The organism is Halomonas sp. 707B3 (genome assembly GCF_024158645.1).
Classification (GTDB): domain Bacteria; phylum Pseudomonadota; class Gammaproteobacteria; order Pseudomonadales; family Halomonadaceae; genus Vreelandella; species Vreelandella lionensis.
In genome coordinates this window covers 20878-42496 of the sequence record NZ_JAMZBE010000013.1, presented here as the reverse complement: position 1 = coordinate 42496, position 21619 = coordinate 20878, and the positions used below count along the sequence as shown (strand labels likewise).

Annotated in this window: 16 protein-coding genes and 1 pseudogene; 7 read left to right on the top strand and 10 right to left on the bottom strand. The window is 57.9% G+C overall.

What is annotated here, in order from left to right; genetic code table 11:
- Nucleotides 1–122: pseudogene (locus tag BIS10_RS18985) on the top strand (protease HtpX); the annotation flags it as partial.
- A gap of 76 nt (nt 123–198) precedes the next feature.
- Here BIS10_RS18985 and pdxB read toward each other — a convergent pair.
- Nucleotides 199–1344, bottom strand: a complete 1146-nt coding sequence (gene pdxB / locus BIS10_RS03445; protein ID WP_253502464.1) for a 4-phosphoerythronate dehydrogenase PdxB — start codon at nt 1342–1344, stop codon at nt 199–201.
- 84 nt (nt 1345–1428) lie between these two features.
- Here pdxB and BIS10_RS03440 point away from each other — a divergent pair, with 84 nt between their 5' ends.
- Nucleotides 1429–1710: a WGR domain-containing protein gene (locus BIS10_RS03440; RefSeq protein WP_188638065.1), complete on the top strand. Its 282-nt coding sequence runs from the start codon at nt 1429–1431 to the stop codon at nt 1708–1710.
- Between the two features lie 33 nt (nt 1711–1743).
- Here the strand turns inward: BIS10_RS03440 and BIS10_RS03435 are convergent, their stop codons facing one another.
- Nucleotides 1744–2079 (bottom strand): glutaredoxin family protein, encoded by a 336-nt coding sequence (locus BIS10_RS03435; protein WP_253502461.1) that lies wholly within the window; start codon nt 2077–2079, stop codon nt 1744–1746.
- 34 nt (nt 2080–2113) lie between these two features.
- Complete coding sequence (gene rlmKL / locus BIS10_RS03430) at nt 2114–4324, bottom strand: bifunctional 23S rRNA (guanine(2069)-N(7))-methyltransferase RlmK/23S rRNA (guanine(2445)-N(2))-methyltransferase RlmL (protein WP_253502458.1); 2211 nt, start codon at nt 4322–4324, stop codon at nt 2114–2116.
- 390 nt (nt 4325–4714) lie between these two features.
- On the opposite strand from rlmKL, the gene rmf reads away from it, so the two are divergent.
- Nucleotides 4715–4924: a ribosome modulation factor gene (gene rmf / locus BIS10_RS03425; RefSeq protein ID WP_009722578.1), complete on the top strand. Its 210-nt coding sequence runs from the start codon at nt 4715–4717 to the stop codon at nt 4922–4924.
- A gap of 82 nt (nt 4925–5006) precedes the next feature.
- Here rmf and BIS10_RS03420 read toward each other — a convergent pair whose 3' ends face one another.
- The 5 genes from BIS10_RS03420 to BIS10_RS03400 form a co-directional block, all read right to left on the bottom strand.
- On the bottom strand, nt 5007–6023 hold the full coding sequence (locus tag BIS10_RS03420; protein ID WP_083026577.1) for a quinone-dependent dihydroorotate dehydrogenase: 1017 nt from the start codon (nt 6021–6023) through the stop codon (nt 5007–5009).
- Between the two features lie 154 nt (nt 6024–6177).
- Nucleotides 6178–11001, bottom strand: a complete 4824-nt coding sequence (locus BIS10_RS03415) for an NAD-glutamate dehydrogenase (RefSeq protein ID WP_253502454.1) — start codon at nt 10999–11001, stop codon at nt 6178–6180.
- 177 nt (nt 11002–11178) lie between these two features.
- Nucleotides 11179–12306 carry a tRNA (uridine(54)-C5)-methyltransferase TrmA gene (trmA, locus tag BIS10_RS03410; protein ID WP_253502452.1) on the bottom strand — a complete coding sequence of 376 codons (1128 nt, stop codon included), beginning with the start codon at nt 12304–12306 and terminating at the stop codon, nt 11179–11181.
- A gap of 57 nt (nt 12307–12363) precedes the next feature.
- Entirely contained in the window at nt 12364–13161 is a 798-nt protein-coding gene (gene murI, locus BIS10_RS03405) for a glutamate racemase (protein ID WP_253502449.1), read from the bottom strand.
- Nucleotides 13162–13326: 165 nt separating this feature from the next.
- Nucleotides 13327–13872: a hemerythrin domain-containing protein gene (locus BIS10_RS03400; RefSeq protein ID WP_083026580.1), complete on the bottom strand. Its 546-nt coding sequence runs from the start codon at nt 13870–13872 to the stop codon at nt 13327–13329.
- Between the two features lie 238 nt (nt 13873–14110).
- On the opposite strand from BIS10_RS03400, the gene BIS10_RS03395 reads away from it, so the two are divergent.
- Nucleotides 14111–15436: a replication-associated recombination protein A gene (locus BIS10_RS03395; protein WP_253502446.1), complete on the top strand. Its 1326-nt coding sequence runs from the start codon at nt 14111–14113 to the stop codon at nt 15434–15436.
- Between the two features lie 46 nt (nt 15437–15482).
- Here BIS10_RS03395 and lolA read toward each other — a convergent pair whose 3' ends face one another.
- Both lolA and BIS10_RS03385 read right to left on the bottom strand, forming a co-directional pair.
- Nucleotides 15483–16139, bottom strand: a complete 657-nt coding sequence (lolA, locus tag BIS10_RS03390; protein WP_062359286.1) for an outer membrane lipoprotein chaperone LolA — start codon at nt 16137–16139, stop codon at nt 15483–15485.
- A gap of 148 nt (nt 16140–16287) precedes the next feature.
- Complete coding sequence (locus BIS10_RS03385) at nt 16288–19515, bottom strand: DNA translocase FtsK (RefSeq protein ID WP_253502442.1); 3228 nt, start codon at nt 19513–19515, stop codon at nt 16288–16290.
- Between the two features lie 117 nt (nt 19516–19632).
- Between BIS10_RS03385 and aat the strand changes: the two genes are divergently transcribed.
- From aat to infA, 3 genes are all read left to right on the top strand, one after another.
- Complete coding sequence (gene aat / locus BIS10_RS03380) at nt 19633–20382, top strand: leucyl/phenylalanyl-tRNA--protein transferase (RefSeq protein WP_253502439.1); 750 nt, start codon at nt 19633–19635, stop codon at nt 20380–20382.
- Between the two features lie 30 nt (nt 20383–20412).
- Nucleotides 20413–21147, top strand: a complete 735-nt coding sequence (locus tag BIS10_RS03375; protein ID WP_044627798.1) for an arginyltransferase — start codon at nt 20413–20415, stop codon at nt 21145–21147.
- A 138-nt stretch (nt 21148–21285) separates the two neighbouring features.
- Nucleotides 21286–21504 (top strand): translation initiation factor IF-1, encoded by a 219-nt coding sequence (infA, locus tag BIS10_RS03370; protein ID WP_007111068.1) that lies wholly within the window; start codon nt 21286–21288, stop codon nt 21502–21504.
- Nucleotides 21505–21619: the final 115 nt, after the last annotated feature.

Sequence of the window (21619 nt, the reverse complement as noted above, 5' to 3'; positions counted from 1 at the left end):
CCCTGCGTGCGATGGCCATCACCAAAGGCCAGACCCGCTCACTGGTCGAGCAGTTGTTCGCCAGCCACCCGCCGCTGGATGAGCGTATTCGCGCCCTAAAAGAAGCCGCGTACCGTCAGTAAGCTGTGAGCGCTCAATAAAATACGCCAAGGCCCGCCAATTCGGGCCTTGTGCGTTTAGGCAAACCCATAAGGTGGGTTAGCCGCAGCGCACCTGAAAGCCTGCTGCCTGAAGCGATGGCTGCAATGACACCGCATCGTTCTCCAGGTAAACGGTCAGCGTGGCGAACTCGCGGCGCAGCGGGTAGTTGGCGCGGCAGCTATCAAAGCCCTTGGCAATCCCCTGGAGCATCACCTGACGCTGCAACGCATCGTGGTCACGGCGCACGTCATACACGGCCCGCACACACAGCCGAAGTGCCTCTTCCACCGGCAATGCGCTCTGCAACGTTAGCGTGGCCAGGGCTGGTGACGGGCAAAGCTCGCTAAACGGCATACCGCTGGGCTGGTTTAACTGCGCTGCCAACGCCTGTTGAATCATCCAGGTGCCGCGCAGCTTACCATCCAGACTATGTCCGGCAATATGCGGCGTTGCTAAAGCAACCAGATCACGCAGCCCCGCATCAATGCCCGGCTCGTCTTCCCAAACGTCTAACACGGCGGTGATATCGCCCTTCCCCGCCAAACGGCTGCGCAGCGCTAGGCCATCAATGCAGTCGCCTCGCCCGGCGTTTAACAGCAGCGTGCCAGGGGCCAGCTCGTTGATGCGCTGAGCATTCAGCAGTTGATAGGTGGCGTGAGGGCCAGCCTTCACCAGCGGGGTGTGCAGGCAAATCACGTCGCACTCATCAATCAGCGTATCGAGTGATACAAAGCCACTTGCGCCCTCTTGTTCCGCCCTGGGGGGGTCACACACCCGCACCGCCACACCGAGCGCCTTTAAGCGACGCTGCAAACGGCTACCCACATTGCCTGCCCCAACAATACCCACGGTTCGCTCCAGCAGCGGCCAGCCTTCTCGCTCGCTCACCGTCAGCAGGCTACTGAGCACATAATCGACCACCGCCTCCGCATTGCACCCCGGCGCGCTGGCAAAGCCAATATTGCGCTCTTTGAGATAATCGAGATCAATATGGTCAGTGCCAATGGTGCAGGTGCCCACAAAACGTACCGGGCTGTTCGCCAGCAGTGCGCGATTCACCTGGGTGATAGAGCGCACGATCAGCGCATCGGCGTTTTGCAGGTCAGTCGCTCGGATCTCGCGGCCCGGCAGGCGGTGCAACGTACCCACGCCCCCAAAACAGGCGTCGGCGGCGGGGATATTAGCGTCGATAACAAGTTTCATAGGCGTTTTGGTATCCGGGCTTTACAATACGCCCGCAATGGCTTGCTGTGCAGGCATGATCAAGAAGTTGTTAAGGAGATGGGTGTGATCGTACGCTGGGAAACCGACCATGACTATGTGTTGGTGCATATTCACCAGGATATGTTCGGCGACTGGATTTTCAGCCGCGCCTGGGGGCAAATCGGCACCCAGTTTGGCGGGCTGAAACACCAGTTGGCGGATAGCCTGGAGCAAGCACAGATGTGGTTGGAGGATGAAACAACGATTCAATCCTCCCGCGGATTCCGCAAGGTGCTGGAAGCCGCCGACCACACACCGGAAGGCCAGGAAGCGATGCGCCAGCTGTCGCTATTAGACGCACTCTGACGCATCACCTGTTAGCCGGATTCGCCCGTTTCGTTAACCTAAGAAGCGCCGCCCATTGCGCTGATGCACCCCCACAGGGGACGCTTTTTCCGGCGGCGTGGTGAGCGCGGCAAGTGCCGCCTCATCCAACCAGCCCCGCTCGTTCAACCAGTGGCTTAAACGCTCCACATCGAAGCCGCGATCCAGCTCAACCCCGTTGGCATCCACCAGTACCGGAATCCGCGTGCCGTATTGCTCCACCAGCGCGTCGTCGTCGCTGATTTCGATGTGGTGCAACCTCACCTCTTGATTAGCCAGTGTGGCCACCAGCGCCTCTAGCTGGGCGCACAAATGGCACCCCAGCGTCGTGTAAATCGATAGTTCAATCATCGCCCTTGCTCTTTATCGGCTCAGGAGGAGTGGCTCACGAAGAGTGGCGCAGCAAAAACACGTGGTGCAGATTGGTGCGCCGCTGGAAATCCGGGTCGAAGGTGCGCGTGGTGATCTCCTCTACCGCGTAGCGCTCGCTCAGCGCTTCATCCAGCTTAAAGCGCCGCTGATTGTTGGAGAACACCAGCGTACCGCCGGGGGCTAGGCGTGCCATGGCCAGTTCCACTAAGCGCGGATGGTCGCGCTGCACATCCAGCGTGTCGCGCATCTTTTTCGAGTTCGAGAAGGTCGGCGGGTCCATAAAGATCAGATCAAACTGCGCGTTGGCGGTTTCCAGCCAGCGGAAGCAGTCATCCCGCACCACACGGTGCAGCCTAGGGTCGAGCTTGTTGAGCGCAAAGTTGTCCCGCGCCCACTCCAAGTAGGTGTTGGACATATCCACGCTAACGCTGTCGCTCGCCCCGCCCAGCGCGGCTTGCACAGTGGCCGTCGCGGTATAGCAGAACAAGTTGAGAAAGCGCTTGCCGCTGGCCATCTCGCCGAGCATCCGGCGTACCGGACGGTGATCCAGAAACAGGCCGGTATCCAAGTAATCGCGCAAGTTGACCCATAACCGTGCGCTGCCCTCCTGCACTTCAAAACGCTCTCCGCTGGCATCGCGCTTTTGGTACTGGGCAGCGCCGGTTTGCCGCTCGCGGCGCTTGACGTAAATCTTGCTGGGGTCGACACCCAGTGCCTCGGGCAGCACTTCCAGGGCATCGAACAGCCGTTTTTGCGCCTGCGCCGGGTTAATAGAGCTGGGCGCGGCGTACTCCTGCACATGCACGCGGTCGCCGTAACGATCCACCGCCAGCGCGTATTCCGGCATATCGGCATCGTAAATGCGGTAGCAGGTCTCACCGCTCTGCTTCAGCCACTTTTTCAGGCGTTTCTGGTTTTTCGCTAGACGATTGGCAAACATCTGCGCATTTTCCGACACCGCCGGTTTTGCAGTGCTGCTTGCCTGGGGCGCCACGCCCGCTTCTGACGGCTCACCGCTCTCCTGAGGCGCAGGGCGGACGCTGCCAATCTCCATTAACAGCAGTTTGGCATCCAGCGCGCCGTTTTTTAGCGCGTACTGTTTATGGGCACGCAGGCCTAAGCGGTGGCCAAGATCCGGATTGCCGGTAAACATCGCCAGCGTCCAACCGGGGAACAGCGCCTTAGCTTTTTCACCGAGCTGGGCGTAAAGCTGCACCAGCTCAGGCAGCTCGCCCAAGCGTTCGCCGTAGGGCGGATTGGTGATCAATAGCCCCTGCTCGGCGGTCAGGGTCTCTGGCCGGGTCAGTTGAGCAAGGCTCTGGCCGTGGAGCGTTATCAGCGCAGGAATGCCCGCCCGCATGGCGTTAGATTTCGCGGCGGTCAGCGCTGCCGGGCTTTGATCAAAGCCCATCAGTTCCGTTTTGCAGCGTTTGCGGCCAATCGAGGCGCGTGCTTCAGCTTCGCGTTTTAATTCACTCCACACCGCGTCTTGATGGCCTGCCCAGCCGTGAAAGCCAAACCGCTCGCGGTTCAGGTTAGGGGCTTGGTCAGCCGCCATCAGCGCCGCCTCAATCAGCAGCGTACCCGCACCGCATAGAGGGTCAATCAGTGGCTCGCCCGCTTTAGCCCGCTCTGGCCAGCCGGCCCGCACCAGCAGCGCTGCCGCTAGGTTCTCTTTAAGCGGCGCGTGGCCCACATCGCGGCGGTAGCCACGGCGGTGCAGGCTCTCGCCAGAGAGATCAATCCCTAGGCTCAGGTTGGCCCGGTGCAGGTGGGCGTAAATACGCAGGTCGGGGGTTTTAGTATCGACATTGGGCCGTTCTTGACCGGCCAGCTGCAGCGCATCCACCACGCCATCTTTCACCGTTTGTGCGCCAAACCGCGTGTGGCGAATGTGGTCGCTGCGGCCATGAAAATCCACGGCCAGGGTCTTGCCGGTGGCAAGGTGCTGGCTCCAGGAGATGCGTGCAACCACATCGCGCACCTGCTCTGCGGTCTCTATCATCGCTTCACGCGCCAATAGCAAAATCACGCGGTTCGCTAAGCGAGACCACAAACATACCCGATAGGCAGTGGCTTGGTCGGCAGAAAAATAGACCCCTGCCACGGTGGTTTTACCCGGCGCGGCGCCCAGGGCTGTCAGTTCGTCCGCTAGCAGGCCTTCAATGCCTTTAGGGCAGGTCGCCAGGAGGTTTAGGGGGGCAGTTTGGCTCAGCTCGGTCATGGTGATCGCCGCGCGTAACCGCGCGTTATTCCTATATATGGCAAATGAGTTTACGTATTATGACAATTTGATGGTCGACAAGTGACCCCATCATGGTCTAACAATAAGAGGGTAGCTACTAAAAACGCATGCGTTGCTTGTCTGGGTCATTATTGTGCATGTTTCATAACACCGGTAACGACCCATGGCTTGTTTGAGTTTGCCGCTTCGCCCGTTCAGCACGTGAGTGCTAGGCATTAGCGCAGAGGCAGCAACTCACTCTTGAACTTGAAGTCACCTCTCGAAGTAGAGTTGGCCATTTTGGTGAGGCGCGCCCTAACAGGCATGCTTATACCATGTCGCCTTACGCCCTGCTTCTTATCAAAGGCTTTCATGCAAAGAGGTTAGCCAATGAAACGACAAAAACGTGATCGCTTCCAACGGGCTTATGTTCACGGCTACAAAGCGGGTATTACGGGTCGCTCCCGTGATGATTGCCCCAGTCAAGATGTCAATTTACGCGAGTATTGGATGAGCGGTTGGCGTGAAGGTCGCGGCGACCAGTGGGATGGGATGACCGGCGTTTCCGGTATCCATAAAAACCCCATGGTCATGACCTAGTTTATTTACCTTTTTTACCCAAACATTTGGAGAACGGAGCCCGCTGCCAGGCGGGCTTTTTATTGCCACACCGCCAGCCGCTTCAAGCGCTCTGCTTAAGCGCCTGTGCACACTGCTTCACCAGCGCAGGCCCTTGGTAAATCAAGCCCGAATAGAGCTGCACCAAGTCCGCACCGGCGGCAATTTTCGCCTTGGCCGCTTCACCACTATCAATACCGCCTACCCCAATAATCGGCAGCGTGGGAAGATGAGCGCGCAACAGACGAATCACCGTATTGGAGGCCTCAAATACCGGCTTACCGGAAAGCCCGCCCGCTTCTTGGGCCTGCGGATCATCTTTTACCGCTTCCCGAGAAACGGTGGTATTGGTGGCGATTACGCCATCCAGCTCATTACGGGCAATACTGCCTGCCACAAGCGCCACCTCTTCTTCGCTCATATCCGGCGCGATTTTCACCAGTAGCGGCACCTTACGACCGGTCTGGGTATCCAGCTCACGGCTTTTTTGCCGAATAGGCCCTAACAGCGCATCAAGCTGCTCGCCGAACTGCAGCGTGCGTAGCCCTGGCGTGTTAGGCGAGGAGATATTCACCGCAATATAGTCCGCCGCGCCGTGTACCGCGTTGAGGCAGGCCAGGTAATCGTCCAGGGCGTGTTCTACAGAGGTACTCAGGTTCTTGCCGATATTAATGCCCACAATACCGTTGTAGTGACGCTTTTTAACCTGGGCAACAAGATGCTCTACCCCTTTGTTGTTGAACCCAAAGCGGTTAATGATCGCTTCATGCCCGGCTAGGCGAAATAGACGCGGCTTAGGATTACCCGGCTGTGCTTTAGGGGTCACGGTGCCCACTTCCACAAAGCCAAACCCCAGCTCTCCCAGCGCATCAAGGTGGTCGGCGTTTTTGTCCAGCCCGGCGGCCAGCCCGACCCGGTTAGGAAAGCGCAGCCCCATGAGTTCGACAGGATCACTCACCGGCTCGCCATACACACGCTTAATGCCGCCCACCTTGTGCAGCGCGTCAAGCGCGTTCAACGCCATGCCATGGGTGGTTTCGGGGTCCAGGCGGAACAGCAGCGAGCGGGCAATTGGATACATCGGCAAGACTCTCCTGAGCGGTGGGCGAAGTGCGGGGCGGGCGCAGTATAACGCACATCGCCCCCTCTTCGCAGAATGAAAAAAGCCGCGTCTTGGTCTCCCAGGGCGCGGCTTTTCGTTAGAACGTAGCTTTTCTCATAGAACCCGTAAGGGCTTATGCTTCGCTATCGCTCTCCGCTAAATCCACCAGCTCGCGAACCGCGACGGCAAACAGCGCGAACCCGCCTTCGCTTCCGCCACGCACTTCGTCGATCAAGCGGCACCAGCGGCGGTGTAGTTCAGCGTGCTGCTCCAACCACTGGGCCACGCGCTCCTGGGTATCGCGACTGCCCGCCTCCAGCTTCAAGACGCTTGTCGTCAGCGCCAGCTGCTGGCGGTCGATATCATCGCGGAAGGTTTCCCGCGCCTGGGCCTGCCAGGAGTCGCGTACTTCCAGATGCGTGACCTGCTGGATCATCCAGGGTAGCTCTAGGCGGCTGCCGATTTCGTAGAACACCTCGGCCACCCGCTGGGGCTTCTCGTTGGTGATCCGTGCCGCTTGAATGATCCCCAGGCCAGCGTAAAGGCTGGGTGCGGCCGCCACGGTGGCGGCCAGGGCTTCGGGCACGCCAGCGGCTTGCAGCTCGTCACAGCGCTTGCGCCACGCGGCCTGCTCTTCACCGCTGAGCAGCTCGCCAATACTCTCTTGTAACTGCGCCAAACGCGGGCCAAAGTACTCGATGGTGTCCTGGGTCGAGAGACCCAAATGCTGGCGCAGGAACCAGCGCGTTGCGCGGCGGATCATGCGCATCAGGTCCAGCATCATGGAGTACTGCACGCGGCTGGACACCTGGTTATCCAACGCTTCAATCTGCGCCCACAGCGCGGGCAGATTGAAGGCATCCCGGGCGACGACGTAGGCGCGGGCGATATCCGCACGGCCAGCACCGGTGGAATCCATCAAGCGGCGTACAAACACGATCCCCATATGATCGACAAGGTCGTTGGCCACCTGGGTGGCAACAATCTCACGCTTCAGGCGGTGGTCGTACATCTCGGTCTGATAGCGCTCGGTGAGTACGGCGGGGAACAGGCGCTCCAAGTGACGGTGAATATACAGATCGTCCGGCACGTCGGAGTTGATCAAGTCGCCTTTCAGGGTACTCTTAGCGTAGGAGATCAGTACCGACAGCTCCGGCAGATGCATTCCCTGATTGCTGCTGGCACGCTCTTTGAGTACGTCATCGGCAGGCAGGAATTCAAGCTCGCGGTCGATTTGGCCAGCGGACTCCAGCTCGCTGATAAAGCGACGGTACGGCCCCATGCCCTGGTGGGAAAGAATTTCCGACAGATCAAGCGCCTGGGTCTGGCGGTAGTTATCTAGAATCACCAGGTCGGCAACTTCTTCGGTCATGTCGGCCAGCAGCTGGTTACGCTGCTTGTCGGTCATATCGCCACGCTTGACCACTTCATCGATCAAGATTTTGATATTGACCTCGTGGTCCGAGCAGTTCACGCCGCCCGCATTGTCGATAAAGTCGGTGTAGACGCGCACGCCGTTGGCGGCGGCTTCCATCCGGCCACGCTGGGTCAGGCCCAGGTTACCGCCCTCGCCGACCACTCGGCAGTTTAGCTCTTTACCGTTGATGCGCAGCGCGTCGTTGGCTTTATCGCCCACGTCCGCATCGGTCTCTTCAGAGCTTTTCACATAAGTGCCGATACCGCCGTTCCAAATCAGATCCACCTTCGCCTTGAGCATGGCGCGAATCAGATCGTTAGGAGACAGGCGGGGCTCTTCGATACCAAACACCTGCTGCATTTCCGGCGTGATGGTGATCGATTTGGCGCTACGGTTAAAGACACCGCCGCCCTGGGAAATCAGCTCGGCGCTGTAGTCTTCCCAGCTGGAACGCGGCAGATCAAACAAGCGCTTACGCTCGGCAAAGGCCGCCGCGGCATCGGGGTTCGGGTCGACAAAGATGTGCAGGTGGTTAAACGCACCGACCAGCTGGATCTTGTCAGAGAGCAGCATGCCGTTGCCGAACACGTCACCCGCCATATCGCCCACACCTACCACGGTGAACAGGTCTTCTTGGGTATTCACGTCCAGATTTTTGAAGTGACGCTTCACAGATTCCCATGCGCCGCGGGCCGTAATCGCCATCTTCTTATGGTCGTAGCCGTTTGCGCCACCTGAGGCAAAAGCGTCGCCCAGCCAGTGGCCATACTCCACGGAAATCGCGTTGGCGATATCGGAGAAGGTCGCGGTGCCTTTATCTGCGGCAACCACTAAGTAGGTGTCATCTTCATCGTGACGCACCACGTTTTGCGGCGGTACCACCTCGCCACCCACGAGATTATCGGTGACATCCAGCAGCGCGCGAATGAAGATTTGGTAGCACGCGATGCCTTCTTTCTGCTGGGTTTCGCGGTCGGCGTTTTCCGGCATGCGTTTGCACACAAAGCCGCCTTTCGCACCAACGGGCACGATGACCGCGTTTTTCACCTGCTGCGCTTTAACCAGCCCCAGCACTTCGGTACGGAAATCTTCAAGACGGTCCGACCAGCGCAGGCCGCCACGCGCCACTTTGCCACCGCGCAGGTGAACGCCTTCGACACGCGGCGAGCAGACAAAGATTTCAAACGCCGGGCGCGGTTTGGGCATACCCGTTACTTTCGACGGTTCAAGCTTGTAGGAGATGTAATCCTTAAAGCGGCCATCGTCAGTTTTCTGGTAATAATTGGTGCGCAGGGTCGCTTGGATCAGCTCCATAAAGCGGCGCAGCAGCTGGTCGTCATTGAGGCTGGCAACGCCTTCCAGGTGCTCGTTAAGGCGTGCTAAGCAGTCGTCTAGGTTACTGGGCTGTTGGGCCGGGTCGAAACGTAAGCGGAACAGCTCTACCAGGGTTTGGGTGATGGCCGGATAGTTGGCCAGCGTTGCGGCGATGTAGTCCTGGGACATGCCGAAGCGGATCTGCTTCAGGTAGCGGGCATAGCCGCGCAGCATAGCCACTTCACGCCAGTCCAGGCCAGCACCGATAATCAGGCGGTTAAAGGCGTCATTATCGGCCTCGCCTGCCCAAATGCGCTTGAACGCTTCACTGAAGGTGTCGCGCATTTCGCTCAGGTTGACGCCTTCGCGGCTATGTTCCAGCTCAAAGTCGTGAATCCAATAGCGCTGCTGCGGCGCATTGATATCGTAGGGGCGCTCGCCAATCACGCGCAGGCCGAGATTTTCCATCATCGGCAACACATCAGAGAGCGGAATTTGCGATTCGCGGTGGAACAGTTTCAGGTTCATGCCGCCTGCCTGCTCTTCCAGCGGGCGGTAGAGCGATAGCGACAGGTCATCGCCACTATCCAAGGTTAACAGGTGGTGAACGTCAAATACCGCCGTGCGGGCATTGAAGTCTTCCCGGTAACTAGCGGAGAACGCATCGTGGAACTGATCGATCAGGTGGTTAGCACGCTCTTCGCCAAAACCTTCGACCATGGCTGCCTGCAGCTCGTCGCGCCAGCTGCGCGCCAAGCGGGCGACTTTGCTCTCCAGACGCTTCAGGTCGTACTGGCTGGGGGCATCGCCGTTGAAACGTAGAATGAGCTGGATACGCGCCAGCACCGACTCAGACAAGTAAGTATTGAAGTCGCCAAAGTGGGCATCCAACTCATCACACAGCATGCCCTGAATGCGCTGGCGCAGGTCGGTGGAGAATACATCCCGTGGTACAAACACTAAGCAGGAGTAGAACTTACCGCTGACATCCGCGCGGATGAACAGGCGCACCTGACGGCGTTCACGAATATTGAGAATACCCAACGCGGTGCTGGCCAGGGATTCCGTGCTGATCTGGAACAGGTCATCGCGGGGGTAGACTTCCAATACCTGCAGCAGCTGCTTGCCGTTGTGGCCCTGGGGGTTGAAGCCAGCAATATCCATCACGGCCTTGAGCTTGCGGCGCAGCAGCGGAATATTGCGCGGCGACTCGTTGTATACCGTGGCGGTGAACAAGCCAAAGAAACGACGCTCGCCGATCACATTGCCGTCATCGTCGTAGCGGTCGACGGTGATGTAGTCTGGATAAGTGGGGCGATGCACGCGGGAGTGGTGCGCGCTTTTGGCGAACGAGAGCAGTTGCGGCACCAGCACGTAGTGGTCGTGCTCGTCGATGCCCTCTTCGGTACGGATACGCTCACGGTAGCGCGGCTGATCTAGGCGGAATACACCCAGCACGCTGTTAGGATCGCGCTGCAGCTCGTTACCGTCCAGTAGGTACTCGTCGTAGCCTAGGAAGGTGAAGTTATCCTTCAACAGCCACTCTAGGAAGGCAATGGCTTCTTCGTGGTCATCCGGGTCAATTTGCGGTGGGCAGTTCTTTTCCAGCTCTTGAATGGCGGAAGTAATCTGACCGCACATGGCATCAAAATCGCCCACGGCGGTGCGCACATCGCGCAGCACTTCATGCAGATTGCGCTCAATTTTCGCCAGGGACTCGGCGTCGGTGTGGCGATCTACTTCGATCACAATCAGCGATTCACGGGCGTCCGGTGCGTTCTCATCTTTGGGAGAGGTCAGCGCCTTCAATTGATGCTGGCTATCACGCGCCACGGCGAACACAGCGTTTTGAATGGCGTGTACCGTTAGGCCGCGACGGTTGAGTTCAATGCGTACGGAGTCGACCAAAAACGGCATATCTTCATGGAGCACCGCCACAAAGGTGTGGGTCGACTGCCAGCCATGCTCTTCAAAGTCCGGGTTAAAAATACGCACTTTGGGGCTTTGCGGGTCATGGTGCTGTAAAAACTGCCAGATGGAGAGCGTCGCGCCGTAAAGGTCGTCCAGCCGACGGTCTACTAGGTCTTCCACTGGTACCGTGGCGTAAAAGTGGCGCGCAAAGGCTTCGATGGCGGCCGCCCTTGCTGGCTCCAGTCGCGCTTCCAATCGCTCTTGTAGCTGCTTTAAAAGATCCCGCCGACTCTCTTCAATCGCAACGTAATGCATCCATCACCTCGACTGCCTGGGGCCACTACATAGGCCAAAAAAACGAAGGACAATAGGCCTTTAGGCCACTCTACCTGTTAGCTTACGCTACCCAGGACCGCCACCCTAACCATCTGACAGGTTATTCATGGAGTATGCCGCTTGTGCATCATAAGCACTATTGACAAGTTCAGCGTATCAACTTTGTGAGGGCGCTTCTGGCTGCCGACGGGTCAGCAATACGCCACACTCACAGTGGTGGGTAAACGGGAACTGGTCAAATAGCGCAAAACGCTCAATATCGTGAGTCTTAGTCAGTAGCGTTAAGTTTTCGGCAAGCGTGGCCGGGTTGCATGAAATATAGACGATTTGAGCGTATTCGCTGATTTGATGGCAGCTTTGTTCATCCAGCCCGGCCCTGGGCGGGTCTACTAAAACGGTTGAAAAGTCATACTCGTCCAGCGCCATCTCGGCCACGCGCCGGCCCTCTTTTTCCCCTTTCAGTGCCAGTGCAAACTCTTCCGCCGACATGCGGGCCACGTGGGCATTGGTCACGCCATTGGCTTCAAGGTTGACGTTGGCGCTAGCGACAGAGGTACGTGAAATCTCGGTGGCCAGCACGCGGCGGAAGTTCTCAGCCAGCGCAATGGTAAAGTTGCCGTTGCCGCAATATAGTTCCACCAGATCTTCTGTTTGGCGGCCTTGCGTGGCTTCTTTGGCCCAGCTCAGCATGGTTTGGCAAATATGCGCGTTGGGCTGGGTAAAGCTGTTCTCTACCTGCTGGTAGTGCAGCGTGCGGCCATCCACCGTGAGCCGCTCCCATACGTGATCCTGGGTCAGTACCAGGCGCTGCTTACGCGAACGGCCAATGATCATGATATCTAGGGCTTTTTCCAGAGCGCGGGCTTCGGCTTCCCAGGCATCGCCCAGCGGGCGATGGTAGATCAACGTGACCAGCGCTTGCCCCGAGAGCGTGGTTAAAAACTCCACCTGGAATAGACGACGGCGCAACTCGTCGCTGGCGAGAAAGGCGTCGCGCAGCTTAGGCATGAGCTCGTTGATATGGGCGCTGGCCACCGGAAACTGATCTAAGCGAATCACTCGTTTGTTTTTGGAGTTTTCCGGGTCGACCTCGAACATGGCGTAAAAGAGGTCATTCTCTTCATGCCAAATGCGAAATTCACAGCGCTGGCGATAGTGGCTGGGCGGCGAGGGGTACACCTCTAGCGCAGGCGTATCAAACGCTGCAAACGTGCTCTCCACATAGGCTTGCTTCTCAGCCAGCTGTTCGTCGTAGCGTGCTGGATCTACTGTAGGGATCGCCAAGGTGGCTCCTCATCACTAAGTATTAAAATAGGAAAAAAGACGTTTATTCACCGCCGCCTAGCGGGCGCCGGGCAGTACGAGCGGCCGTGGTTCATGAAAGCCGTAGCGGGCGAAGCCATCGGTAAGCGCCTGAGCAGGCGCCGTGGTGAAGCAACGGCCATCGTGTGCACTGCTCACCAGGGTAGTGGCCACCTGCCCCACCCGGCGGGCAATGGCATCACCGGAGTCTACCCATGCGATAGGCGCTGGTGCCAGCGTGACTAATAGTGGTTGCAGCAACGGAAAGTGGGTGCAGCCAAGCACGACAGTATCTAGCGCGGGGCTCTCTTGGGTGGCTTGCCATAGCGGCGCTAGCGCTTGCTGAATGCGCGGTGCGTTGAGCGGCGTTCCGGCTAGCCACGCTTCAGCTTCGGTAACCAGGGCATCTGCCGCTATTTTGGTCACCACGCAGTCGCTGGCAAAGCTGTCGATTAGCCCCTGGGTATAGGGGCGATTCACCGTAGCCGTCGTGGCCAACAGGCCAATATGGCGCGATGTGCTCATCAGCGCTGCCGGTTTAATCGCGGGCACGGTACCAATGACAGGAATTGAGAGCGTTTGGCGCAGCCCTTCTAGGGCAAGGGTGCTGGCAGTATTACAGGCAACCACCAGCACGCTGGCTTGGCACGCTTGGACTGCCGCCTGGCAAACCATCACAATCCGCTTAGCGAGGGTCGCATCGTCGCGCAGGCCGTAAGGTAGCCAAGCGTTGTCGCAGGCGTAGCACAGGGCAGCCGGTGGATAGTGCTGGCGCAGCGCACGGGCAACGGAAAGCCCGCCCACGCCGGAATCAAAAATCAGTATAGGCCCTGACATCACCCTTCACCTGCACAGTCCGCTATGTTGAAACCCACCCCATTAATAGTGGCGCTACTGGCAACGGCCACCACGCAATGACTCAGCTTTTCAGCCGCCCAATAAAAACGGGGCGCCAGTTTAACACGCCCCGTTCGGCTCTGAAGGATTCACATTTGACAGGAGTTACAGTGCTGGAACTTCCGCACCGCATAGTTCAGCGTAAAGCTCTGGGTAGGCGAGTTGCAGACGCTCCAGCTCTTTTTCGGCCCCTTCGGGCAGGGCCTGACGTAGCTCTTCCATATCCTCTTCGCTGAAGTGCTTATCGATCAGCGGGAAAAGCCCCTCGCGCTCGTGACGCAGATAGCCGCGGTGGGCTTCCAGGTACGCTTTGAGATCTTCGGCAAAGCGATCCATGGGCAGGATGTTGTCCATCAGGATCATATCGATATCTTGGGACAGACGCATTAAGCGCGGCTTTAGCTCGCGATAGTCGTTAGCCATTTGCTCCATCAGCGGGAGGTGCTCTGGAGCCTGGGTTTTGAGCCGTTCAACGCAGATGCGCTCAAGGGGCGTAGCAAAACCATCCATGTAGGACAAAATGTAATCGACCACCTCACGCATCAGTTGAAAGTCGGGCCGCTCGCCGTTGGCCAAGGTTTTATGCTTTAGCTGCAGCACATGGAGCATTCGCGCCATGTTGGCATGATCTAGACGCAGTTGGTTTAACATCGTGCCGTCTCCTTCGTAAGTGTCATGCCTGCCGCTCTCCCTACGGAGCATTAGGCACGCGATCATGAGCTGGGTTCTACTACACTAGCGTTAATCCTTGCCTTGCGCCTCTAAGATTACTAACGCTGGCGGGCGCTTCTTATTGTTATGCCACAAGGTAGTCTGACGTTACCCTATTTACCACAGACACTTATTAAGCGTTAGTTGTTCAACGCCTCGATTTACAACGGAAGTTTATATGGATCTTTTTGAAGCCACTCCAGGTGAAGACGCTCCGCTTGCCTTTCGCATGCGCCCTTTGACGCTTGATGACTACATTGGCCAGCAGGCGCTTGTGGGGCCGGACAAACCGCTGCGCCGCATGGCGGAGTCGGGCGTAGTGCGCTCTATGATCTTGTGGGGGCCACCGGGCGTAGGCAAGACCACCCTGGCAGAGCTGTTAGCACGTGCGTCTGAAGCGCATCTTGAGCACCTAAGTGCGGTGATGGCTGGCGTAAAAGAGATTCGTGCGGTGGTAGAGCGCGCTCGCCAGCGCTCCTCGCCCACGCTTCTCTTTTTAGATGAGATTCACCGTTTGAACAAGAGCCAACAGGACGCCCTGCTGCCTCATGTGGAGTCCGGCCTGTTAACGCTGATTGGCGCCACCACTGAAAATCCCTCCTTCGAGGTGAACTCAGCGCTGCTCTCACGCGCGCGTGTTTATGTGCTAAAGCCACTGACCCAGCAAGAGCTCATTCAGGTGATGCAGCAAGCATTGGCACATGACCAGCGCGGCCTGGGCAAGCGACCAATTGACATAGAGCCTGGCGTACTGGAAGCCCTCGCCCACGCTAGCGCGGGGGATGCCCGGAGAGCCTTAGGGCTACTGGAAACGGCTTGTGATTTTACCGAACAGCAAGATGGTCGCGAGGTGCTACGCAAAGCGGTACTGGCGGATGTAGTCGGCCATCAGTCCAGCGCGTTTGATAAGCAGGGCGATGCTTACTATGACCTGCTGTCCGCCATCCATAAATCGATCCGATCGTCGCGCCCTGATGCCGCACTTTTGTATATGGCGCGCTTTATCCAGGGCGGCGGCGACCCATTGGATATCGTGCGGCGCTTAACCGCCATTGCCTCGGAAGACGTGGGCAATGCCGACCCGCGCGCCCTGCCGCTCGTCATCGCCGCCTGGGATGCCTATTTGCGCCTGGGCGATTATGAGGGCCAACGGGCGATTGCCCATGCGGCGATTCATCTGGCAGTGGCACCTAAAAGTAACCGCATTGACCGGGCCTGGAAAAGCGCCCAGCAGTTTGTCCAGCAGCAGCCCCAGGTGGAAGTACCCACCTACCTGCGCAACGCACCTACCAAACTGATGGAGCAGCTAGGCCATGGCGAGGGCTACCGATATGCTCATAACGAAGCGGATGGCTATCCAGCGGGCAGCGCTCACGACTGTTGGCCGGAAGGCGTGCCGAAAACACGCTTTTACGAGCCGAGTCCGTTTGGCCAGGAGAAGCGGTTTGGGGAAATCATGGCGTGGCGGGAGCAGCGGGATCAGGGAGCCGATCAGGCACCCTAAAGTGCCTGATAAACTGCGTTAACACGGTGAAGTAACCGCCAGAGATTTAAAGCTCTTCGCGGATAACGTCGGTGCCTTCAGGAATCTGGAAATCAAATAGGCCACGATCAATGCTGCCATTGCGAGTAATGTCGCTGAAGGTGATGGCGGTGCGCTGGCCAGTGCTGTCCATCATCCACAGCTCGGTCAGGGTCTGGCCTTCAAAGACCATGCTCAACTCTTCAAATAGCGTGTCTGCCAGCGTAGGAATCAGCGTAAACACGTCATCGCCGTCCTGCTGCTCGTAAAACACATCGTAACTGGCGGTTAGCTCATCGGCGCTACCTGACAGCAATAGCGCGGGCGTGTGGGTAACACGGTCATCCATCGCTTGCACGGTCACTTGCTCAAGATCTGGATCGTAAAGGTAGACATCTTCACCATCAGAGACCACGGTTTGCGAATACGGAGCTTCAACTTCCCAACGCAGCATACCCGGGCGCGATAACCACATTTCCCCACGGGCACTCTGAAGACGCTCACCGCCACCATCCAGAATCTGCTGTTCAAAAGTCGCGTGGTAGTTTTCCAGAGGATCCAAGCGCTCGGTAAGCCGCTCTGCGGCCTCATTGGCCCACGCTGTCATCGGTGCAGCAAAGGTTAACCCGAGCGCACTGGCGGCAAGTACCAAAGCAGGTGAGCGACGGTTAGAGGGTTCGCGCATGTTCTTTCTCCCTAGGCATTCATTGCCGAATAGCGGACGAGGCAAGGAGCGATAAGACGTTCCGTATGCCTCTCAGACGTAAAAAGCGCCGCAGGGTTTCGCCTGCGGCGCGACTTTCACGCTTATTGCATGATTGGTGAGGCCACGCTTAGTGACCAACCGGTGGCGGTGCCAGCACTTCGCGAGCGCCGTTGGTGCCCATAGAGGAGACAACGCCTGCGCCCTCCATGGCTTCAACTAAGCGTGCCGCTCGGTTATAGCCAATTTTAAATCGCCGCTGCACGGCAGAAATCGAGGCCTTACGGGTCTCGGTCACAAACTGCACCGCTTCATCGTAAAGCGCATCCTGCTCGGCATCGTCGCCATCGCTCCCTTCCGCTTCAAGCCCAGTCAGTGCATCCGCAGAAACACCGCCGGAAAGAATCTCCTCAATGTACTCAGGCTCGCCGCGACGCTTCCAATCATCGACCACCCGATGGACTTCATCGTCGTCCACGAAGGCACCGTGAACCCGGTTAGGCGGCCCGGAACCGGCGGGCAGGTAGAGCATATCCCCGTGTCCCAGCAGGCTCTCTGCCCCACCTTGATCCAGAATGGTACGCGAATCGATTCGCGAGGAGACCTGGAAGGCCATTCGCGAAGGAATGTTCGCCTTGATCAAACCAGTCACCACATCCACCGATGGACGCTGGGTGGCAAGAATCAGATGAATACCGGCAGCCCGCGCTTTTTGTGCCAGACGTGCGATCAGCTCTTCGACCTTTTTGCCGACGATCATAAACATATCGGCAAACTCATCGATGACCACCACGATGTAGGGCAGCTTCTCCAGCACCGGCGGCGTTTGGTGCATCTCCCAGGGCTGCGGCTCCCATAATGGGTCGGCCACCTGGGCACCGGCACGCTCGGCTTCGTCTAGGCGGGCGTTAAAGCCGGCAATATTACGTACGCCCATCGCCGCCATCAGCTTATAGCGACGCTCCATTTCCGCCACGCACCAGCGCAGGCTGTTGGCCGCCTCTTTCATATCGGTGACCACCGGCGCCAGCAGGTGCGGAATACCGTCATACACCGATAGCTCCAGCATCTTGGGATCAACCATGATCAGCTTGAGCTCATCGGGTTTAGCCTTGAGCAGCATGGAGATCAGCATCGCGTTGACCCCCACCGATTTACCCGAACCGGTCGTACCGGCCACCAGCAGGTGGGGCATTTTGCCTAGGTTCGCGACCACCGGCCCACCGCCAATATCTTGGCCCAGCGCCATCGTCAGCGGTGAGCTCTCCTGCTGATAGCGGTCAGAGTCGATCACTTCACGCAGGCGAATCATCGCGCGGTGCGGGTTAGGAATTTCGATCCCCACCGTTGGCCGACCGGGAATGACCTCTACTACGCGAACGCTTTTCACCATCAGCGAGCGGGCAAGGTCTTTCGCCAAATTGCTGATCTTAGAAACTTTCACCCCAGCGGCCGGCTTAATCTCAAAGCGCGTAATCACCGGGCCAGGCCAAGTATCAACGACTTCCGCTTTGACACCGTACTCCCGCAGCCGCACTTCGAGAAGCTCGGCCATGTCCGCCAGCTGTTCATCGGTATAGTTAGGCTGATGCGGCTCTGGGGGCGTTAACAGCTGCAAACTGGGCACATCGCCTTCAGGCTCGGACAGCGTTTCAAACGCTGGGCGCTGGCTCTGCAGATGCTCCACCGTCCACAGCGTGGGGCCGCTATCTGTCTCTTCTTCTACGGGCTCGGTAGAGAAGGTTGGCTCATGGCGCGAGCTGGCAGTAGCAGATGCGACAGGCCTGACGGATAACTCATCGTCATCTTCGTCATCCCACACTGGCTCTGGCACTACTTCCGGCACTCGCTCCCGGCGCGGTTCAGCCGCTATGGAGGGGGCTTGGTAGGCTGGCTGGCTGTCTTCACTGCGCAGCGTTACTGGTTCGGGGTGCTCTGACTCCGGCTCTGGGAGGCTCGTAAACGCGGTGGGTGCTGATGGCTCAGTAGCTTCCGGTTCCCGCTCATCGCGCGTTGCACGCAGCGGTACAGAAGCTGCATAGAGCTCACGCTCCTGCTCATCTTCAACCCGCAGCGGTTTATTGCTACCCAATTCATGGGTAGGCACCGGCTCGGGTGTTTCAGTTGGCGCGGGTGTTTCAGGCTTAGGCGCTGGAACTTTTTCAACTGCAGACTCTGGCTGTTGCGTTGGCTCCGGCTCTTTAGCGGATAACGACATTAGTGGTTCACTGGGCGCTTCTGGCTCCTGCGTCTTGGCAGGCGCTGGCGGAGTCGCTTCTGGCGCGGCCGTCCGAGGCTCTGAGGTGCTTTGCGGCTTCGCTCCATGGCGTTCGCTCAGTACAGCGGCTGCCTCCCAAGGAATGGAGGTATCCGTAGTAGATGTCTCTTCTTGCGTCTCTTCTGCAGGTGCTGAGAAGCTTGGCTCACGCCGCTCGCGACGACTTGATGGTGAACGCTCACTAACGGCAGGGCGCTCATGCTGCGCAGGCGATTCACTGGCGCGAGGTGCAGCATTGACGGCTGGCGTCTCTTCTTCCTCATCTACAGCGTCCGTACTGGTATCGCTAGGCTCTGCCCAGGAGCGCTGCTTCACTTTTTTAGACGCCGCTTTAGCAGCCGCACGCACGGCAGCGCGCTCAGCACGCTTTTCGCGACCTTTAGCACGGCGAGCGCTAAACCATCCGCCGATACGGCACAGCTTGCGTCCAACTTCATCGGCCACCTGTAACCACGACATGCCGCTGAACAACGGGAAGCCAATCAGAATTAGCGCGGCGGCAATCAAGCCCACACCACCGCTACTCACCAACGGTTTCAGCGTACCGACGAGCCCTTCGCCTAAAATACCGCCTGAGGCATAGGGCAGAATGCTATCTGGATGATAAAAGTGCAGTGCGCCCAGCATGGTCGTACCGAACATTAGCAACACCAAACCGCCTGCACGCACGGCAATAGCGACGGGGTCTAACTCAAAGCGCACCTGGCGTGAGCGCATCAGCCACCAAGCGGCGTAACCAAACATTCCCGGCCACCACAGGGCACTGGCCCCGAGCAGTGAATAGAGCACGTCGGCCAGCCATGCACCAACCGGGCCCATCCAGTTACGCACATCGGTTTCAGGCCCTTGGTACGACCAGCCGGGGTCGGCTGGATGGTAGCTAAACAGCGCCAATAGCAAAAAGACGCAGAGCGCCAGCATCACAACCACCACCCCTTCACGGGCGGATCCTTGCAGGCGCAAGCCAAATCGGCGCGCCTTATCCTTCGCGGCATTCACCCGCGTCGATGAATTAGAACTAGATGGTGACTGACGCGACTGTCGCTGCGTTCGCTTGTCTACCGCCTTATTTACTTTCAAGCGATTCTCCCTTTACACCACACGGTGTCTTTAATCCACTTGCGAGTTTGCATCATACCGAGCATCCTTCCGCCGTCACAGCGCTTCTATAGAAGCTATCAGCAACAGGAGCAAGCGATGCTACCTTGGCTCTCATCGCCACACCCTTCATTTCCATCTACCGAACAGGCATTAGAGTCTCCCAACGGCCTCCTAGCCGCCGGTGGAGAGCTTACACCAGCCTGGCTGGTAGACGCTTACCGGAAAGGGATATTTCCTTGGTATAGCGACGAGGTCCCCATTTTATGGTGGAGCCCTGACCCGCGCATGATACTGCTGCCTGCTCAGTTTAAACGACGCCGCAGTCTAGCTAAACGGCTGCGACATGGTGGTTTTAGCGTGACACTAGATCAACAGTTCACCCAGGTCGTTGAGGCATGTGCTGCTCCCCGTAAAAATGAACCGGGCACTTGGATTAACCCGGATATGCGTCGCGCCTATCAGCGCCTTCACGAACTTGGCATCGCCCACAGCATTGAGGTACACCGTGACGGCGAGCTGGTCGGCGGGCTGTATGGGCTGGCCATGGGGCCAGTGTTCTTTGGTGAGTCGATGTTTTCACGTCAACCCGATGCTTCCAAAATTGCGCTGGCCTACTTGGCAGGCGCCATGCAACGCCATGGTGGTGCACTCATCGACTGCCAAATGCACACGCCGCATTTAGCCAGCCTGGGTGCGACAACAGTCGCCCGTAGCACGTTCATCAACTATCTTGAACAATGGTTGCCAGAAAAGGCTTTTCGCTTATCACCACCTGCTCATCAGACGCCATCCGTGCCTGCCTCACCATGGCTGGCGGCGATACCTTCAGGCGCTGAAGCAGAGTGACCGCGCCGTTTTTCACCAAGGAGGCAAGCCGTGAGTAGTAACGCTCCTCGCCGCCCTGTGCGGGATTTGCGCTTCTTCCTAACCGTTCCTCATGCCTGCAGCTATCTTCCTGGCAAAGAGGCAACAACACTGTTTCTGGACCCTCAGGAGTCGCCGGTGCCTGGGGTGTACGACTCACTGTCTCTGCTTGGCTTTCGACGCAGCGGACGCCACTTATACCGCCCTCACTGCGAGGGTTGCAATGCCTGCCGTTCGGTACGCATTCCAGTAGACGAATTTAGCGCCAACCGCACCCAGCGCAAACTTTGGCGACGCAATGCCGATATTGAGACCCGGGTGATTGCCGCACGCTTCGATGCGGCCCACTATGCGCTGTACGCCGACTATATTCGTCAGCGTCATGCCGATGGCGATATGTACCCCCCTAGCCGCGACCAATACCGTACCTTCTTAACGCTAGAAGAGCCCTATGCACACCTACTGGAGATGTATCTAGAGGGCGAACTGGTGGCCGTGGCAGCGTTTGACCAGCTAGAGCATGGTCTTTCGGCCATTTATACGTTTTTCAAAGTGGATGAGTCGCTTGAAAAGCGCTCGCTGGGCACCTTTGCTATCTTAAAGTTGATTGCGCTCTGCCAAGAAAAAGCGCTGCCGCACCTTTATCTCGGGTACTGGATTGAGGAGTGTCGTAAGATGCGCTACAAGCAAGCTTTTTCACCGATTGAACTGCTGGATGGACGGCACTGGCGACCTATAATTCGTTAAACTGGTCAGCTTTTTTGCCTTGACGGCGGGCTTACGGCACAATATAGCGCTGTTTCTTAGGCGAGCAGGTTTGTGCCAACGCTTATTGAAACAATCATTCGACCAACCACGATGTAAAATAAGTGAGGATCTGCCTATATGGCACGCGAAGATCATATTGAAATGGAAGGCGTTATTGTTGATACCCTTCCCAACACCATGTTCCGGGTTGAGCTGGAAAACGGTCACGTTGTGACTGCCCATATCTCTGGCAAAATGCGTAAAAACTACATCCGCATTCTGACCGGCGACAAGGTTAAGGTAGAGCTGACGCCTTACGATCTCTCCAAAGGCCGTATTGTTTACCGCTCGCGCTAAGCCTTGAAACACCTTCAAGCAATGAACGTCTGTTCGCGCGTGTACGTCTGATGGCTGGCTGTGAATAGTGCGTAATTACGGCGCCGCTCCCTGAAAACGACAACGCCCCGTCGAA

What these genes read in the sequence shown, in the direction of transcription:
- pdxB (WP_253502464.1), bottom strand. Translation starts at nt 1,344, where the DNA reads ATGAAACTTGTTATCGACGCTAATATCCCCGCCGCCGACGCCTGTTTT.
- BIS10_RS03435 (WP_253502461.1), bottom strand. Translation starts at nt 2,079, where the DNA reads ATGATTGAACTATCGATTTACACGACGCTGGGGTGCCATTTGTGCGCC.
- rlmKL (WP_253502458.1), bottom strand. Translation starts at nt 4,324, where the DNA reads ATGACCGAGCTGAGCCAAACTGCCCCCCTAAACCTCCTGGCGACCTGC.
- rmf (WP_009722578.1), top strand. Translation starts at nt 4,715, where the DNA reads ATGAAACGACAAAAACGTGATCGCTTCCAACGGGCTTATGTTCACGGC.
- BIS10_RS03420 (WP_083026577.1), bottom strand. Translation starts at nt 6,023, where the DNA reads ATGTATCCAATTGCCCGCTCGCTGCTGTTCCGCCTGGACCCCGAAACC.
- BIS10_RS03415 (WP_253502454.1), bottom strand. Translation starts at nt 11,001, where the DNA reads ATGCATTACGTTGCGATTGAAGAGAGTCGGCGGGATCTTTTAAAGCAG.
- murI (WP_253502449.1), bottom strand. Translation starts at nt 13,161, where the DNA reads ATGTCAGGGCCTATACTGATTTTTGATTCCGGCGTGGGCGGGCTTTCC.
- BIS10_RS03400 (WP_083026580.1), bottom strand. Translation starts at nt 13,872, where the DNA reads ATGTTAAACCAACTGCGTCTAGATCATGCCAACATGGCGCGAATGCTC.
- BIS10_RS03395 (WP_253502446.1), top strand. Translation starts at nt 14,111, where the DNA reads ATGGATCTTTTTGAAGCCACTCCAGGTGAAGACGCTCCGCTTGCCTTT.
- lolA (WP_062359286.1), bottom strand. Translation starts at nt 16,139, where the DNA reads ATGCGCGAACCCTCTAACCGTCGCTCACCTGCTTTGGTACTTGCCGCC.
- aat (WP_253502439.1), top strand. Translation starts at nt 19,633, where the DNA reads ATGCTACCTTGGCTCTCATCGCCACACCCTTCATTTCCATCTACCGAA.
- infA (WP_007111068.1), top strand. Translation starts at nt 21,286, where the DNA reads ATGGCACGCGAAGATCATATTGAAATGGAAGGCGTTATTGTTGATACC.